Source organism: candidate division KSB1 bacterium (assembly GCA_024655945.1).
In the GTDB taxonomy this organism is placed as follows: domain Bacteria; phylum Zhuqueibacterota; class Zhuqueibacteria; order JANLFK01; family Oleimicrobiaceae; genus Oleimicrobium.
In genome coordinates this window covers 562,687-578,181 of record JANLFK010000001.1, presented here as the reverse complement: position 1 = coordinate 578,181, position 15,495 = coordinate 562,687, and the positions used below count along the sequence as shown (strand labels likewise).

The 15,495-nt window shown below is 61.7% G+C and carries 13 protein-coding genes; all 13 read left to right on the top strand.

The window, feature by feature from the left end:
* The first annotated feature begins 82 nt into the window (after positions 1-82).
* The 13 genes from NUW13_02390 to NUW13_02330 all read left to right on the top strand — a co-directional run bounded on the left by NUW13_02390 (position 83) and on the right by NUW13_02330 (position 15,490).
* Positions 83-1,651 (top strand): PglZ domain-containing protein, encoded by a 1,569-nt coding sequence (locus tag NUW13_02390; protein MCR4437878.1) that lies wholly within the window; start codon positions 83-85, stop codon positions 1,649-1,651.
* A gap of 16 nt (positions 1,652-1,667) precedes the next feature.
* Complete coding sequence (gene tsaE, locus NUW13_02385; GenBank protein MCR4437877.1) at positions 1,668-2,138, top strand: tRNA (adenosine(37)-N6)-threonylcarbamoyltransferase complex ATPase subunit type 1 TsaE; 471 nt, start codon at positions 1,668-1,670, stop codon at positions 2,136-2,138.
* Complete coding sequence (gene tsaB, locus NUW13_02380; GenBank protein ID MCR4437876.1) at positions 2,092-2,847, top strand: tRNA (adenosine(37)-N6)-threonylcarbamoyltransferase complex dimerization subunit type 1 TsaB; 756 nt, start codon at positions 2,092-2,094, stop codon at positions 2,845-2,847. The genes tsaE and tsaB overlap by 47 nt, the downstream gene beginning before the upstream one ends.
* An 11-nt stretch (positions 2,848-2,858) precedes the next feature.
* A complete protein-coding gene (rimI, locus tag NUW13_02375) occupies positions 2,859-3,386 on the top strand; it encodes a ribosomal protein S18-alanine N-acetyltransferase (GenBank protein MCR4437875.1) in 528 nt (175 codons plus the stop codon).
* Positions 3,387-3,396: 10 nt separating this feature from the next.
* Positions 3,397-4,251: an acetyl-CoA carboxylase, carboxyltransferase subunit beta gene (gene accD / locus NUW13_02370; protein MCR4437874.1), complete on the top strand. Its 855-nt coding sequence runs from the start codon at positions 3,397-3,399 to the stop codon at positions 4,249-4,251.
* An 11-nt stretch (positions 4,252-4,262) separates the two neighbouring features.
* Entirely contained in the window at positions 4,263-5,075 is an 813-nt protein-coding gene (gene surE, locus NUW13_02365) for a 5'/3'-nucleotidase SurE (protein MCR4437873.1), read from the top strand.
* Entirely contained in the window at positions 5,065-6,606 is a 1,542-nt protein-coding gene (gene guaA, locus NUW13_02360; GenBank protein ID MCR4437872.1) for a glutamine-hydrolyzing GMP synthase, read from the top strand. The genes surE and guaA overlap by 11 nt, the downstream gene beginning before the upstream one ends.
* A gap of 45 nt (positions 6,607-6,651) precedes the next feature.
* Positions 6,652-8,484, top strand: coding sequence for a glutamine--fructose-6-phosphate transaminase (isomerizing) (gene glmS / locus NUW13_02355; protein MCR4437871.1), 1,833 nt, complete (start codon positions 6,652-6,654; stop codon positions 8,482-8,484).
* On the top strand, positions 8,477-10,414 hold the full coding sequence (locus tag NUW13_02350) for a penicillin-binding protein activator (protein MCR4437870.1): 1,938 nt from the start codon (positions 8,477-8,479) through the stop codon (positions 10,412-10,414). Before glmS ends, NUW13_02350 begins: the two co-directional genes overlap by 8 nt.
* Positions 10,415-10,462: 48 nt before the next feature.
* Positions 10,463-10,792, top strand: a complete 330-nt coding sequence (locus tag NUW13_02345) for a phasin family protein (protein ID MCR4437869.1) — start codon at positions 10,463-10,465, stop codon at positions 10,790-10,792.
* A 133-nt stretch (positions 10,793-10,925) separates the two neighbouring features.
* Entirely contained in the window at positions 10,926-11,699 is a 774-nt protein-coding gene (locus NUW13_02340) for a hypothetical protein (GenBank protein ID MCR4437868.1), read from the top strand.
* Positions 11,700-11,903: 204 nt separating this feature from the next.
* Positions 11,904-12,974: a hypothetical protein gene (locus tag NUW13_02335; protein MCR4437867.1), complete on the top strand. Its 1,071-nt coding sequence runs from the start codon at positions 11,904-11,906 to the stop codon at positions 12,972-12,974.
* A 242-nt stretch (positions 12,975-13,216) separates the two neighbouring features.
* Positions 13,217-15,490, top strand: coding sequence for a hypothetical protein (locus NUW13_02330; GenBank protein MCR4437866.1), 2,274 nt, complete (start codon positions 13,217-13,219; stop codon positions 15,488-15,490).
* Positions 15,491-15,495 lie beyond the last annotated feature (5 nt).

Genomic DNA, 15,495 nt, shown 5'->3' with positions numbered 1-15,495 from the left:
GTCCCCAAAAAAGTATTGATTTACTCCGGAAGATTCGTTAAGTTTATCAACAAACTGAAGGCTATCTTGCGCGAGGGCGAAGGTGGCAACGCAGGGCGAGAAAAAGGGCAAGATTCTCTGGGTGGACGACGAGATCGAACTGCTCCGTCCGCACATTCTCTTCTTGGAGAGCAAAGGGTTTGCCGTCACCCCGGTAGCCAACGCCGAGGACGGCATCGAGCTCATCAGGCGGCAGGAGTTTGACCTTGTCCTGCTCGATGAGATGCTGAACGGCATGGATGGCCTTTCGGCGCTTTCGCGCATGAAGGAGCTCAGACCATCCCTGCCCGTGGTAATGGTCACCAAGAGTGAGGAGGAGTCGCTGATGGAGGAGGCCATTGGCGCGAAGATCAGCGACTACCTCACCAAGCCGGTCAACCCCAGCCAGATTCTCCTCATCTGCAAGAAGCTGCTGGAAGGCCGCAAGATTGAGAGTGCGCGCCTGTCACGGGACTATGTTGCCGAGTTTGCCCAGATCGCGGCTGCCATCGCCTCGTCGCCCGACTGGCGGGAATGGATAAGCCTGCACGTGCGCCTCAGCCAGTGGGAAGTGGAGCTGGACCAGCACCCCGACCTCGGCCTCAGGCAGACGCTGGCCGACCAGCGGCGCACCTGCAACATCGAGTTTGGTCGTTTCGTGGAGACTCATTACCCTGCATGGATGCGCGACGGCGACGGACCACCGCTGTCGGTGGACGTGGTGTCGACTTTCCTTGCTCCCCTGCTAAAGGTCGGCAGAAACACCGTGTTCATGGTGATCGACAACCTCCGCCTGGACCAGTGGCTGACGCTCGAGCCAATGTTGTACCCGTACTTCAACGTCACCACGGACTATTACTATTCCATTTTGCCCACGGCGACCCCCTACTCCCGCAACGCCATTTTCAGCGGTCTTTTCCCCATCGAGCTGGGGAGGCTTTTCCCCGATTTCTGGCAGAAGGGGCAGGACGACGAGCAGAGCCAGAACCGGAACGAGCGCCAGCTGCTCGACCAGCAGCTGGCGCGGCTCGGGGTGAGACTGCGCTCGGAAGCCAAGTACATCAAGGTGCTCGACCTGGAAGAGGCGCGCAACGTGGAGAAGAACGCGCGGAGCCTTGGTGGGCTGCCGCTGGTCTCTATCGTGGTGAACTTTGTCGACATTCTTGCCCATAGCCGGAGTGACTCGGAGGTGCTCAAGGAGATCACGGTGGACGAGCCTGCGTACCGCTCCCTGACCAAGTCCTGGTTTGAGCACTCGCATCTCTTCCGCACCCTGCAGGAGCTGGCGGCAGCAGGGGCGACCGTGGTGCTGACCTCCGATCATGGGAGCATTCGCGTGGCGCGGGGGGCGAAGGTTATCGGCGACCGCGAGACTTCCACCAATCTCCGCTACAAATTTGGCAAGAGTCTCAAAGCTGACCCGAAGAATGCGATCATCGTGCGGAATCCGGCCGCCTTCAACCTTCCGCCGCGGGGCCTGAACACCGACTACCTAATCGCCAAAGAGGATTTCTACTTCGTGTATCCGACCAACTATCACCACTACTTGAGCTACTACCGGGACAGCCTGCAGCATGGGGGTGCGTCGATGGAGGAGATGATCCTGCCGGTGGTGCGGCTGGAGCCGAAGTAGCAGAGTGACCGAAGCGATGAGCGACCGCCCCCCCTCCCGGCAGCGTCTCAGCCTTCCCTTGGAACGCCTCAGCAACAGCGAGGAGGAGACTATGTCCTTGGGGGAGCTGCTGGGGGCCAGCCTCGCGCCGGGGAGCGTGGTGGCCCTGTTTGGCGAGTTGGGGGCAGGCAAGACGAGGTTTATCCAGGGGGTGTGCCGGGCCTTGGGGGTCGCGCGCTTTGTGGCCAGCCCCTCGTTCGTGTTGATCAACGAATATCGGGGACGTATGCCAGTCTATCACTTTGATTTCTATCGCATCCAGCGCGAGGAAGAGTTGGCTGAGTTGGGACTCGAAGAGTACTTTTACGGCGAAGGTGTCTGCCTGATCGAGTGGGCGGAACGGGCGCTGCGCCTTCTGCCCCCGGAGCGCATTGACGTGGCCATCGCCACATGCGGGGTTGATGAGCCGAACCGCCGGCGCATTGCCATTGCCCGGCATGGTGGATGAGGGCTGCCCGATGTTGGTGCTCGGCATGGAAACGGCAACCTCCGTGTGCGGAGTGGCCCTCGTGGCGGAGGGTAAACTGTGCGGCGAGGCGCGTATTGTGGGGCCTAACCTGCACAATGAGCGCCTCCATGGCATGCTGCGCTCGCTCTTTGTGCAATGCGCCGTCCGCCCCTACGACTTGCACGGCATCGCGGTTTCCATTGGGCCCGGCTCCTTTACGGGGCTGCGCATAGGGCTGGCGGCAGCCAAGGGGTTAGCGCTGGTGACAGAAACTAAGGTGGTCGGCATTTCCACGTTGCAAGCCCTGGCCCGCCAAGCCACGGAAGCCGCGGAGGTTATCTGTGCCATCATACCCGCAAAGGCGAAGCTGTTCTACCTTGGCCAGTTCCGACAGGAGGATGGTGCCTTGGAGCTGCAAGGCAGCGTAGAGGTGGTGGCCGCAGAGGCCTTGCCCGAACTGGTACCAGCAGGAGCGGTGGTGGCCGGTCCTGGCTGCTGGCATCTTGACCCGGCTATTTTGCGCGCAGTGCGGCAACGGGCAACGGTGGACTTGTCCCTGCGCAGCTTCCCCAGTGCAGCCAGCGTTGCCGTGTTGGGTTATCAGAGGCTTGTGGCTGGGGCGTGCGATGACGTGGTGAGCCTGGAACCGCAGTATGTGCAGGAGTTCGTGGCTGCAACCCCGAAGCGAATTATCGACCTGCAGAGCTGAGGTGCCCTTGCGTGAAGCTGTCATATGACCAACAAGCACCCTTGCCTGCGTTGACTGAACTGCCGGTGCAGTTTACTACCTCGGACGGCAGGATGCTGGTGGTGCGCCACATGGAACTGGCCGATCTGCCGATGGTGGTGGAAATCGAAAAGGAGTGCTTCTCAAGCCCTTGGTCGGCGCGCAGCTTTGCCTCCTGTCTTGCCGACCGCGACACGGTGTTCAGCATCGTGGCGACCGTTGACGAGAGGGTGGTTGGCTACGCGGTGAACTGGCTGGTGCCGCCCGAAATCCACATTGGCAACATCGCGGTGGCGCCCGGCTTTCGCCGGCTGGGGATCGCCCGGCAGCTGCTCAACACGGTTCTTGCCTACGGCCGGGCACGGCACTGCTCGGTGGCCCACCTGGAGGTGCGGGTGTCCAATGTGCCGGCCATCGGTCTGTACGAGCAGATGGGTTTCCGGAGGGTGGGACTCCGCCGCGGCTACTATGAAGACAGTGGCGAAGACGCACTGTTGATGAGCCTCAGCATCGGAGCGTGACGAGACGGCAATGGACTGGTTCAAGCGTACGAAGAAGGGGCTGATTCCGCAGGCCAAGAGGGATCTACCAGATGGCCTGTGGGTCAAGTGCGAGCAATGCGGAGAGATCTTGTACCGCAAGGAGCTGGCGAACAACGCGCACGTGTGCATGAAGTGCGGCTACCATTTCCGCATCGGCAGCCGTGACTACGTGCGCATCCTGCTGGACGAAGGTTCGGTGGAGGCGTTCAACGACAACCTGCTGTCGGTTGACCCCCTGGGCTTCAAGGACAGCAAGCGCTACCGAGACCGCATCAAGGAGGCGATGAAGAGTTCCGGCCTGCCTGAGGCCATCCGCACCTTCACCGGCAGCATTTCGGGCATCAAGGTCGTGCTCTGCGCCATGGACTTTTCCTTCATCGGCGGCAGCATGGGCTCCGTGGTGGGCGAAAAGGTGGCGCGGGCCGCCGATGTGGCCCTCAAGGAACGTTGGCCGCTCATCATTGTCTCCTCCTCAGGAGGAGCGCGGATGCAGGAGGCCGCCTTATCCCTGATGCAGATGGCCAAGACCGCAGCCCGCCTCGCCTTGTTGGACGAAGCGCGCGTTCCCTGCATCTCCATCCTCACCAACCCGACGACTGGAGGAGTGACGGCGAGCTATGCCATGCTGGGCGATCTCAATTTGGCTGAGCCTGGCGCCCTGATCGGTTTTGCTGGCCCGCGCGTGATTAAGCAGACGATCGGGCAGGACCTGCCGGAGGGATTCCAACGCTCCGAGTTCTTGCAGCAGCACGGCTTCGTGGACGCCATCTTTGACCGCCGCGAGATGAAGAAGAAGCTCACCACGATCCTCGAATTCTTCGGCTACGCGCCCACTCATGCCTGATCGGGGGGACCATGAGCAGAGAGCACAAGGGTAAGAGGGTGCGCATTCTTTTGACCAACGATGACGGCATAGCCTCTGCAGGCCTACAAGCCCTGTATGAAGAACTGCGCAAGGTGGGCGAGGTCATCGTTGTTGCGCCGGATGGCGAGCGGAGCGCCGTAGGGCACGCCATTACCATCTCGGCACCCCTGCGCGTGTGGCCCTATGAGAAGAACGGGAAGCCGTTCGGCTATGCGGTGGCAGGCACGCCGGCCGATTGCGTGAAGATTGCCTTCTGGGCGCTCCTCAAAGACCAGGCAAAGCCGTCGCTGGTCGTATCAGGGATCAATCTCGGCTCAAACACTGGCATCAACGCCATCTACTCGGGCACCGTTTCGGCAGCCACAGAGGGAGCGATCCTTGGTGTGCCCTCGTTTGCCATTTCGCTCACCACGTACGAGAATCCCGACTATGGACCGGCAGCGCAGTTTGCTCGCTACCTGGCCCGGGTGGTGCTCAGGCGGGGACTTCCCAAGGGGGTCTATCTGAACGTGAACGTGCCCGCGGTCCCTGCGAAACAGATCAGAGGCGTGGCCATTACCAGCCAGGGGCAGGCGGTGTATCGCGAGCAGTACCAGATGCGCCGCGACCCACGCGGGCGGGCCTACTACTGGCTCACCGGCACCAAGGTAGATCCGGAGAACGACGAGTCAATTGACGACGGGGCGATTCAGCAGAACAAAATATCCATCACACCCATCCACTATGACCTCACCAACTATGCCATCATCGAAGAGCTCAAGCGCTGGGAGATTGCCTGGAGCGGGGGGAAAGATGGCCGGTGAGGAGTTCGTCTTAGTGTTAGATTTTGGCTCGCAGTACACGCAGCTCATCGCGCGGCGCATCAGGGAGGTGGGGGTCTATTCGCGCATTGTGCGCTACGACGTGCCGGCAGAGGAAGTGCAAAGAATGGCGCCCCAGGGGCTGGTCTTGTCCGGCGGGCCAGCGTCGGTCTTTGCGCCTGGTGCCCCCCACCCAGACCCAGGCATCTTTTCCCTGGGTATCCCCATCCTGGGGATTTGCTACGGCCTGCAGGTTACTGCCCACCTGTTGGGCGGCGAGGTCGCCCGTGCTGCCACGCGAGAATATGGTCATGCTGAGCTGGTGGTGGACCACGAGGATGAGCTCTTCGCAGGCCTGGAGGAGCGCCAGCGCGTATGGATGAGTCATGGCGACCAGGTGGTTAGGCTGCCACCCGGTTTTCAGGTGCTGGCGCATACCTCAGATGCGCCGGTCGCGGCCGTCGGCGACCCGAAGCGGAGGATCTACGGTCTGCAGTTCCACCCGGAAGTGGTGCACACCCCAAAGGGCAAGGAGATTTTGTGGAATTTTCTGCATCGGGTGTGCGGATGCGCGGGAGGCTGGTCGGCGGGCTCTTTCATCGAACAGACGGTCGCCAGCATTCGCGAGCAGGTGGGCGACCGGCGCGCCATCTGTGCCCTGAGTGGCGGTGTGGACTCATCGGTGGCAGCAGTGCTCACCGCGCGCGCCATTGGCAAGCAACTGACTTGCGTGTTCGTGGACACCGGACTGCTGCGGCAAGGAGAGGCTGACGAGGTGCGGGCGACTTTTTCCGAGGGCTTTCCCTTCGAGTTTCGCTTCGTCGACGCCTCCCGGCGTTTTCTGGGCAAGCTGCGGGGGGTGACCGATCCCGAGGAGAAGCGACGCATCATTGGTGCCGAGTTCATCAGCGTATTCGAGGAAGAGGCGCGCCGGGTAGAAGGGGTGGAGTTCCTTGTGCAAGGGACGCTCTATCCGGACGTCATCGAGAGCACTTCGACGCGCGGGCCATCGGCCAAAATCAAGACGCACCACAATGTGGGCGGTCTTCCAGAAAGGATGGGGCTGCGTCTGGTAGAGCCCTTGCGCGAGCTGTTCAAAGACGAAGTCCGGCAGGTGGGGCGCCAATTGGGATTGCCGGAGAGGCTGTTGGGCCGACATCCTTTTCCTGGCCCAGGACTGGCCGTGCGCATCCCCGGCGAGGTGACTCCCGAGCGGGTCGCTCTCTTGCAACAGGCAGACAAAATCTTCATCGACGCCCTGCGGGAGAGCGGCTGGTACGACCAGGTGTGGCAGGCGTTTGCCGTGCTGCTTCCGGTGCGTTCGGTGGGAGTGATGGGCGATGAGCGCACCTACGAAGCGGTAGTTGCCCTGCGCGCAGTCACCAGCCAGGATGGGATGACTGCCGACTGGGCGCGGCTGCCCCACGAGCTTGTCGCTGCCGTGTCAAATCGCATCATCAATAGCGTGAGGGGGGTGAACCGCGTGGTGTACGACGTCAGCTCCAAACCTCCCAGCACGATCGAGTGGGAGTAGGAAACAAACTGCTCAGGAAGGCAGAGAACCAGTGACGGGGGCGATATGTGCGGTATAGTAGGCTACGTGGGCAGGCGCCAGGCCGTACCCATTCTGTTGGACGGCCTGAAGCGCCTCGAATACCGGGGCTACGACTCGGCCGGTCTGGCGGTGGTGGAGCAGGGGAGCCTCTGGTTCGCCAAGCACGCGGGGAAAGTGAGCGAGTTGGAATACCGCATCGGTGAGAAGCATCCAGTGGGCACCGTAGGTATTGGGCACACCAGATGGGCGACTCATGGGATACCCAACGAGACCAACGCACATCCCCACACCGATTGCCATCGGCGCATTGCCGTGGTCCACAACGGGATTGTCGAAAACTATGCCCTTCTCAAAGCGGAACTGCAGAAAGCCGGGCATACCTTCTGCAGTGACACCGACACCGAGGTCATAGCCCACCTCATCGAGGCTTTCTTCACCGACAATTGCACCCTCGAGGAGGCGGTGCGCGCCGCCCTGAAGGTGATCAATGGCACCTACGGGCTGGCGGTGGTTTCGGCCACCGCGCCCCACACGGTGGTGGCCGCACGGCAGGGGAGCCCGCTGGTCGTGGGCGTCGGCAACGATGAGTTCTTCGTGGCTTCGGACCTCACTCCGGTGGTCCCCTACACGCGCAATGTCACCTATCTGAACGATGGGGATGTGGTGGAGCTGCGCCCAGACGGCATGGTTGTCCGGACACTGTCCGATGTGGTGGTCGATTGCAAAGTGGAAGAGGTGAACATCGATCTGGAGCGCGTAGAAAAGGGTGGCTACCCCCATTTCATGCTCAAGGAGATTATGGAGCAGCCGCAGACCATCATGGACACCATGCGCGGCCGCATCCTGGAGGAGGAGGGAACCGCCCGCCTCGGGGGTATCGAGCACGATATCGACTCTCTGCTCTATGCGCGGCGCATCCTCATCACTGCCTGTGGCACATCGTGGCACGCTGCGCTCATCGGCGAGTACATGTTCGAAGACCTGGTGCGCACGCCTGTGGAAGTCGAATACGCCTCCGAGTTCCGCTACCGCGACCCCATTATCGACCGCGATACGGTGGTCATCGTCATCAGTCAATCGGGCGAGACGGCCGATACCTTGGCTGCGGTGCGCGAGGCCAAGCGCAAACGCGCCAAGGTCTATGGCATTTGCAACGTGGTCGGCTCCAGCATCGCCCGCGAGACCGACGCCGGCGTGTACCTGCACGTAGGGCCGGAAATCGGCGTGGCTTCGACGAAGGCCTTTACCTCTCAGGTAACCGTGCTGGCGCTCATGACCCTCCTGCTGGGCAGGATGAAGAGCATTTCGAACACCAGAGGAAGGGAGATCGTGGCCGAGCTGAAGGCCCTGCCCAACAAAGTCGCTCGCGTACTGGACAACAGCGACTTCATTCGGGAGATCGCCCGGCAGTACCGAGATTGCAGGAATTTCCTCTATTTGGGGCGGGGCTACAACTTTCCTGTGGCGCTCGAAGGTGCCCTGAAGTTGAAGGAGATCTCCTACATCCACGCCGAGGGCTATCCAGCTGCGGAGATGAAGCATGGGCCCATCGCTCTCATCGACGAGGACATGCCGGTGGTCTTTCTGGCCCTCAAGGACTCGACGTATGACAAAATCGTGAGCAACATCCAGGAGGTGAAGGCACGGCGAGGCAGGGTGATTGCCATTGCCAGCGAGGGTGACACCGAGATTGCCTCGCTTGTGGACCACGTCATCTACGTGCCGGATACGCTGGAGTTCCTTTCGCCGATCGTTACCATCATCCCCTTGCAGTTGCTTGCCTACCACATGGCGGTACTGCGCGGCTGCGATGTGGACCAGCCGCGGAACTTGGCAAAGAGTGTGACAGTTGAATAAGCTGAGAAGCCTGATGAACGCGATGCGCGACCGAAGAATCGGTGCCTGGCGCTTGCTGCTGAGCGTGGTGCTCACCGCTGCTGCTGCCCGCGGCCTGGTGGGTGGGTCGGACTCGCCAGCGTTGCCGCTTTGGCAACAAGTCCAATACTCAGAGGAGGCCGAAAGGTCCTTCAGTGAGGGGCTCATCCTCTACCGCGACGGGCAGTACGAGCAGGCGCGCCTCCGCTTTGCCGCGCTGGTGGCGGGAGTGCCGGCGAGCCAGCGGATCACCGCCGCCTACCTCATGTATGCCAAGAGCCTGCAGAAGCTCGGTGCCTATCGCGAGGCCAACCAGCACGCCCAGGAACTTGTGGACCGCTATCCCTGGAGCAACTACGTCGACGATGCCCACGCAGTCATGGCCTGGAACTGGTTCTCTCTGGGCAACGCCTTCGAGGCGGCCAGGGAGTACATGCTGGTCCTGGACGGCAGCCAGGATGAAAGACTGCGTTCGATTGCGGCCAGGCAATTGGATGCCTTGGCGAGCGCCCACCTGTCGCTCGATGAGCTAAAGAGGTTGGAGCTGGACTATGTCCGGGAGCGTTCGCGGGCGCTGCTCACCATCAAGCTGGCCGAGCGGGAGTTGCAGAGCGGCCAGCAGGAGGATGCTCTCAGGCGCCTGAAGCGCTTGGTGGAGCTATACCCGAAGAGCCAGCAATCCAGCCGAGTGCGTGCACTTCTGGAGGCGGCGCAATCGGAAACGGCGGGCCGCGCCAAGATCGGGGTCATTCTCCCTTTGAGCGGCTACTTTGGCGAGCAGGGTAGAGCCGTGCTGCGCGGCATGCGCTGCGCGCTGAGAGAAGTCAACGAACAGGCAAGGCCGGCCGTGGAGTTGGTGGTGCGTGACTCCGAAAGCGACGTGGTCAAGGCAGTGCTTGCCGCCCAGCAGCTGGCGATGGATCCGGCTGTGTTGTGCGTGGTGGGAGAGTTAGAAGGCAGCGTAAGCGCGGCGATAGCCACCGCTCTGGCCACCAGGCGTGTGCCCCTCTTGATCCCCGTGAGCAGCGAAAACGGCCTCACGCTGGTGGGTGAGGGGATTTTCCAACTCAATGCCGACTTGGACCGGCAGGGCAGCCAGCTCGCGCGCTACGCGGTGCAAGAACTCGGCCTGCGCACCTTTGCCACCTTAGCGCCGCGCGATCGCTACGGCATGATGCTCACCGATGCCTTCGTGCAAACCGTGGACGCCCTCGGTGGCGTGGTCGTGGCCCAGAAGTGGTACTACGAAGGCGCCACGGACGTCGGGCGCCAGTTGGCAAGCATTAGGGAACAGGGGCTCAGGTCTGCACTGCAGGCGCAACTTGCCAAGCAGGGCCGCAATCCCACCGGCGCGGAGTTCGAGGCGGCGTGGCAGCAGGAGGTGAGCGCCTCGCGTGCCTACTCCACCGAAGGCAAGTCGATGTTAGAGTCCACAGAGATGGCAGCTGCCGGAATCGACGCGGTGTTCTTCCCGATCTACAACGACCACATTCCCCTGGTGGTGCCGCAGTTTGCCCTGCGCAACATCCAGGCGCAGGTCCTGGGCGGCAGCTACTGGGACGACTTGGAACAGCTGCGGGCCAATCGCGACCACGTGGAGGGTGCCCTCTTTGTTGCCCCGTACCACATCGACGAACGCAGCCTCGAGTACGCTGACTTCCGCGATGCATTTCGCGTGGCAACGGGGGCCAGCCCGACCGAAATGGACGTCTTTGGCTACGACACCATGCGGCTGATTCTCAAGGTCATGGGCGACGGTGGCACATCCCGCGATGCGTTCGTGCGGGTGCTCCAGGGGGTCAGCGATTTCCAGGGGCTGAAGGGCACCATCTCATTCCGCGACGGCACGCGCGTGTGCAACGACGCCGTGCTGCTCCAGTTCAAGAATGGCACCATCGTACCACTCCGTTGATGAATGCTGGCCGGGCACTGCCCCGGAACAAGAAAGGAGGCAAGAGGTATGGAGGCAACATTGAAGAAGCTGGTGCTGGCGGGAATCGGCGCTGTCAGCTTGACCAAGGAGAAGGTGGAGGAGCTGGTGGACGATCTGGTCAAGCGGGGCGAGGTCGCCGAGGCGGACCGGGCAAAATTCGTCAAGGAAGCCGCCGACAAGGTCGAAGCCTACTCCCGCCAGGTGCGGGGGTGGATCGACGAGGAAGTGGGTAAAGCCACCGAGAGGCTCAAGCCAAAGTTCCAGAAGGACATCGAGCAACTCAACCAACAGGTGCAAGCGCTGCGCAGTGAGATTGCCGAACTGCGCAAGGAAATTGCCTCGCTCAAGCAGGCTTGAACCATCGCGTGCTGGCGGCACATAGCTCAGACCGGCCGAGCGCACCCAGAAACAGCTTGCAAATGTCGCGGCAAAGTGGTACACTGTTTTGTGCTATGGAAGTGAGGCTTTGAACAGAACAGATGGAGGTACTATGCGGAACAGAGCTGTTGTCCTTGCAGGATTGGTCGTACTCGCGGCGGCTCTGCCGCTGCTTGCGCAGACCAACTCTCAGTCAGTGCGGCTCTTCCAGTCGCATTTCTTTGACTCACCAATCGCCAAGGCACCCTATGCTCAAGCGGGATTGGTCTACTCCGACTACGAGGGAGTCAGTACCTTCGGTATCGGCCCGCAGGGAGGGTTCCCCATCAACGACAAGATCGAGGTGCAAGGGGCGCTCTCCTATGTGAGCTGGTCGCCGGAACATGGCGAGGGGCAGTCGGGCATTTCCGACCTGGAGCTCTACGGCCGTTACAACCTTGCCAACAGCAAACAGCTGAACGGCTCTGTGGGCGCCATGGTGACGCTGCCCATTGGCTCAGAAGACATCGGCGCTGGCAACCTGAACTTCGGCGGTTTTGGTGCGCTGCGCTATGCCTTGCAAAACGGCATGGTCATCACCGGCACCCTGGGTCTCATCTTCTATGAGACCACCACCTATGATGTGGACATGCAGACCGGTCGAGTCGAAGAGAAGACCTCCCACGAGAGCTATCTCAACCTTGGCGCAGGGGCCATCTACCCGCTCAGTGACCTGCTCCACCTTGTGGGCGAGTTGGTGATGCACACAGAGGGAGACTACATGCTCCTGAGTGCGGGCGCCGACTACAAGCTGGGCAACGGCCGCCTGCGCGGTGCCTTGGGGATCGGCCTGGACGACGGGGCGCCCGACCTGCAGCTCATGGCGGGCTACGCTATTTCCTTCTGATCGCTGCCGCATTTTGGGCTACTTGAGGGCCGTCAGCCACTGGCGGCCCCTTTTTTTGTCCACACTTGGCCGTGGGCTTTTTTTGCTTGCTTAATTGGTTTAATTGTGTAAATTTTCCACCGCTTGAACGTGGTCCCCTGGTTGCCGGTATCGGATGTGCTGGCGGTCGGAGAGGCATGGCTTGGTAGGAAGTTTGAGGAACTCATGGACGAAGCGCACAGATCGAACGACAGAGTTTGTCCCGTTTGCCAGAATCGCACTGCAAGGCGCATCTCGCGCAAATGGTGGATGCGCCTGCTGCGCCACAGCAGGTACTACTCGTGCTCGCTCTGTTCTTCCAAGTTCCTGACCACGGCGGATGAGCGCATCTTTGTCCTCAGGAACGGCTTGCTGCGCGGAAGGAAGGGACGTCCCGCAGAAGTGGAGCACGGTGAAGCAGCCGGTGCCTCTCCAGCGGAGGCGGAGCCCCGGCCAGCGAGCGGCGATGATGCTCAGCCAGCTCCAGGTGGCGATTTCCGTCGGCAGCGCACGCAGCTACTGTTGGAGCTCCGAGGCGAGCTTGTCCCATGGATGCGCCGACGCTTCTGGATCGCCATGGCGGGGGGGGTGGTGCTGGCGCTGGTGCTCATCCATTTCACGGTGCGGGCGATGCTGACCCGCGAGTTCCGTGCCGCCATGAGCCGGGCCGCCAAGGCGGAGCAAGCGGTGCAGGAGCTACAGAGCCAGGCCGCGTTCTACAAGGAGTTGGTGGGCGAACTGGACGCCCAGATCCGCAAGTCAGAAGAAGCCCTGCGGCAAATGGAAGCAAGGATCGCCGCCATGAGCAGTGCGGTTGGCGTGCTTCCCACGGTCCCGGAATCCCGCAGTGGTTCAGCGCAGGCCCTTGCGGGAAATGACGCTAGCACCCAAGGGAGCTCACTGCTGGAGGAAACCGCCAGAAGGCAGTTGATGCAAGAGAACGCGGCCTACAAAGTGATTGTGTTCACCAGCAAGGGGCAGAGTGACCTGTTGGCGCAGAAGGTGGTGGAGCGACTGCAGGCCGACAACTACCGGCTGGCGAGTGTAATGCTTCCCCCTTCTGAGCAGGCCCGCCCGCGCGTGGAGATGGAATGTACCGTTGAGGCCGCGCCGAAAGCAAGAGAAGTGCGCGAGGTTGTGACGAAGCTGGCTGCTCTTCTTGGTCAGGGAAGTAGGGAGGTCACTCTCCGATACAGCATCGCCGAAGGGGTGACGGCAGGCCCACCGGAGAAACGTGAGATTCGCATCTTCTTCTAAGACCCATCCGGGCCAGGAAAGCCTTGAGCTTGAGTTGCAGCAAAGGGGTTCACCGATTTTGTATCCCCTGAGAAGAGTCGCGGGGCACGGTCTTCGGGGCTCTGCTTCCGCCGTCGCGCTCCTCAGGAAGGCCTATAGCCATGCGCTCGTGCGGGAGGCCCCTCTGTTCGGAGAATGCTGGATGCAGAGGCAGCGAAGCGACGTAGGCAGTGTCCCTCTGCCCATTGGAAAAGGCTTGAGCAATGCGTAATTCCGACTACTCTCGTGAGCTTTGCAAGGAGCTTGTGCAGATAGCCCAGCAGGCAGACCTCGCGGTGAGCTATCGTCCACTCCGTTACGACGCCGACGAAGTGCTGAGCCTGGAGCTGACCACCGTCTGGCCTGAGCAGAATTGTCGCGCACGCTTTCGGATTGTCAAGTTCGTGGGTGGGGGATTTGCCGGGCAGGTGTACAAGGCGGTGTTGGAGGAGGTCGACGGGGCCGAGTGCAGCGCGACTGGCCTCGCGCCCGGGCGCGTTTACGCCCTGAAGGTCTTGGTGCCTCCCACCCGGTTCTCTCGACTTTTCCGCGACCTTGTCTATTGGCTGGGCTTTCAGGCGCCGTTTAGTGCGCAGGTGAACGCCGCTGCGTGCCGCGCGGGCCTGCTCTGGCAGAAAATCGTGCGCCAGGCCGCCTCACATGAGTTTGGTGAGGAGACCCGCGTTGTCGATGTGTATGCATCGTTCTTTGAGCCGGGCTTGCGCGCGTACGGCGAGGTGCTGGAGTGGATAGAAGGCCGTGTCTGGCGTCTGGAGCCGGACACCAAACTCCAGTTGCGCCGCAAGTGGAAGAAGCTGTGCCCAAAGGAAACCGGCAGCCCCGAGTATGTGGCGAAGAGGCAGTTCATGGCCAAGTTCGTGCAGTTGCTGCATCGCCTGGGCGGCCATGAGCTGGCGCGCCAGTACGAATGGTGGACGATGAAGGGCCAGCCCAACGTGTTGAAGCGGCTGGATGCCAACAACCACCCGGCGGCAGGACTGTGTGCCGTGGATTTTCGTGCCGGGCTGGCGGTGCTGCCGTTCCTGCCAATGAACCCGCGCGATGTGACCCTCATCATGGAGGGGCTGGCACGCGGCTCTTTGGTGCAGTTCGACCGCTGCGACTACCGGCAGCTCCGCGCCTATGCGGCGACGCTTGACAAGCGCAACGGCGAGCTGCTGCCGCTCGTGGACGCCTTTGAGCACTATGACCGGCAGTACCGGCGCTCGATGCCCGACCTTGCCCACCATGGCCTGCGGCTTCTTCTGGACGGCGCGCTCCGCAAGGAGGTTCGTGCTGGGCTGGTGGAGGGCTATCTCGTCAAGGAGCTGGTCGATGCGGAGTTTGCGGAACGTCTCCGCAGCTCTGCTTGGCGCTTTGCTCGGTTCTACGTTTTGGGGGCAGTCCCTCTTCTTGGTCGCCTGCTGCGCCGCCTGTGGGGCAACAGCTCCTACCGCGCCCACGTGCGGCAAATGCTGCAGGACAGAGAGTACCTGCGGCGGGCCGTCAGGAGTGGGGTGGCAGCAAGGCTTGTGGAGTGGCACCGCAAGGGTCGCACCGGCGAGCAACGCACTCGCACGCTCCTGGCTCGCCCGTGGCTGTTCTGGCTGCAGAGAATCACGTTGGGGTGGCTCCCTCCCCGCCTGCACCGCCAGGTGGCGGAGCCGAGTTACGTGGTGGCCCGAGTCCGCAACGCCATGTCTTTTCTGCGCTCCTTTTTCCGCGACGCAGCCTTCCGGGAAAAGTGGTTCACCGACATTGTGGAGGAAGGGTGCCAAGAGGGTATGTTGGACGAGGGCGAGCGGCAGACTATCCTGGCACACGTGCGCGACCCGTTCATCGTCAAATATCTCAAGTGCCTGGGCGTGCACATGGCAACGTTGCCGGTTACGCAGGTAGTCTCAGTTATCGTCGGGAGTGTCCTGGCGGTGTCGGCGCTTCTTGCAGGTGCCTCTTGGGCGAATGCCTTGGCTCGCTTCACCCTCGCGGTGGGTTTTTTCCAAGTGGTGCCGGTCTCTCCGGGTTCTCTCTGCCGAGGGGCCTACGTCGTGTACCTGATGGTGAAGGAGCGAGATTTCCGGAGCTACATGGTCGCGGCTCCGGTCTCGTTCGTGAAGTACCTTGGGTACTTGGCATTCCCATTCCAGATGGTCACCACCTATCCAGCTCTGGCGCGATTCATGGCCAGCCGCTGGGCGACCAATACGGTGCGTATCGTCCCAGTCTTTGGCGAGAAGGGAGCATTGCTGGAGCACATTGTCTTTGACCTCTTCTTCAACGTGCCGCGCGTGCTCGCGCAGTGGGCAAAGCAGCGGATGGCCACGCTCCTGACGGGGTGGCTCCTGTTGGGACTTGCCCTGCTGGCAGCGGCATTCTGGTGGCAAAGGGTGCCGGTAACGAGCTCGACAGGGATCAATCTCCTGTTGGCAGTGACGGTGCTCTTTCTCTTGCCGAGGCTTCTCTTCTATCCGATGCTGCGCAGGCAAGCGAGGAGGTGAAAAGG

Bases quoted from the DNA above. Each gene is read 5' to 3' on its own strand.
- tsaE (MCR4437877.1), top strand. From the start codon at position 1,668: ATGAGCGACCGCCCCCCCTCCCGGCAGCGTCTCAGCCTTCCCTTGGAA.
- tsaB (MCR4437876.1), top strand. From the start codon at position 2,092: ATGAGCCGAACCGCCGGCGCATTGCCATTGCCCGGCATGGTGGATGAG.
- NUW13_02335 (MCR4437867.1), top strand. From the start codon at position 11,904: ATGGACGAAGCGCACAGATCGAACGACAGAGTTTGTCCCGTTTGCCAG.
- NUW13_02340 (MCR4437868.1), top strand. From the start codon at position 10,926: ATGCGGAACAGAGCTGTTGTCCTTGCAGGATTGGTCGTACTCGCGGCG.
- NUW13_02345 (MCR4437869.1), top strand. From the start codon at position 10,463: ATGGAGGCAACATTGAAGAAGCTGGTGCTGGCGGGAATCGGCGCTGTC.
- guaA (MCR4437872.1), top strand. From the start codon at position 5,065: ATGGCCGGTGAGGAGTTCGTCTTAGTGTTAGATTTTGGCTCGCAGTAC.
- NUW13_02330 (MCR4437866.1), top strand. From the start codon at position 13,217: ATGCGTAATTCCGACTACTCTCGTGAGCTTTGCAAGGAGCTTGTGCAG.
- accD (MCR4437874.1), top strand. From the start codon at position 3,397: ATGGACTGGTTCAAGCGTACGAAGAAGGGGCTGATTCCGCAGGCCAAG.
- glmS (MCR4437871.1), top strand. From the start codon at position 6,652: ATGTGCGGTATAGTAGGCTACGTGGGCAGGCGCCAGGCCGTACCCATT.
- surE (MCR4437873.1), top strand. From the start codon at position 4,263: ATGAGCAGAGAGCACAAGGGTAAGAGGGTGCGCATTCTTTTGACCAAC.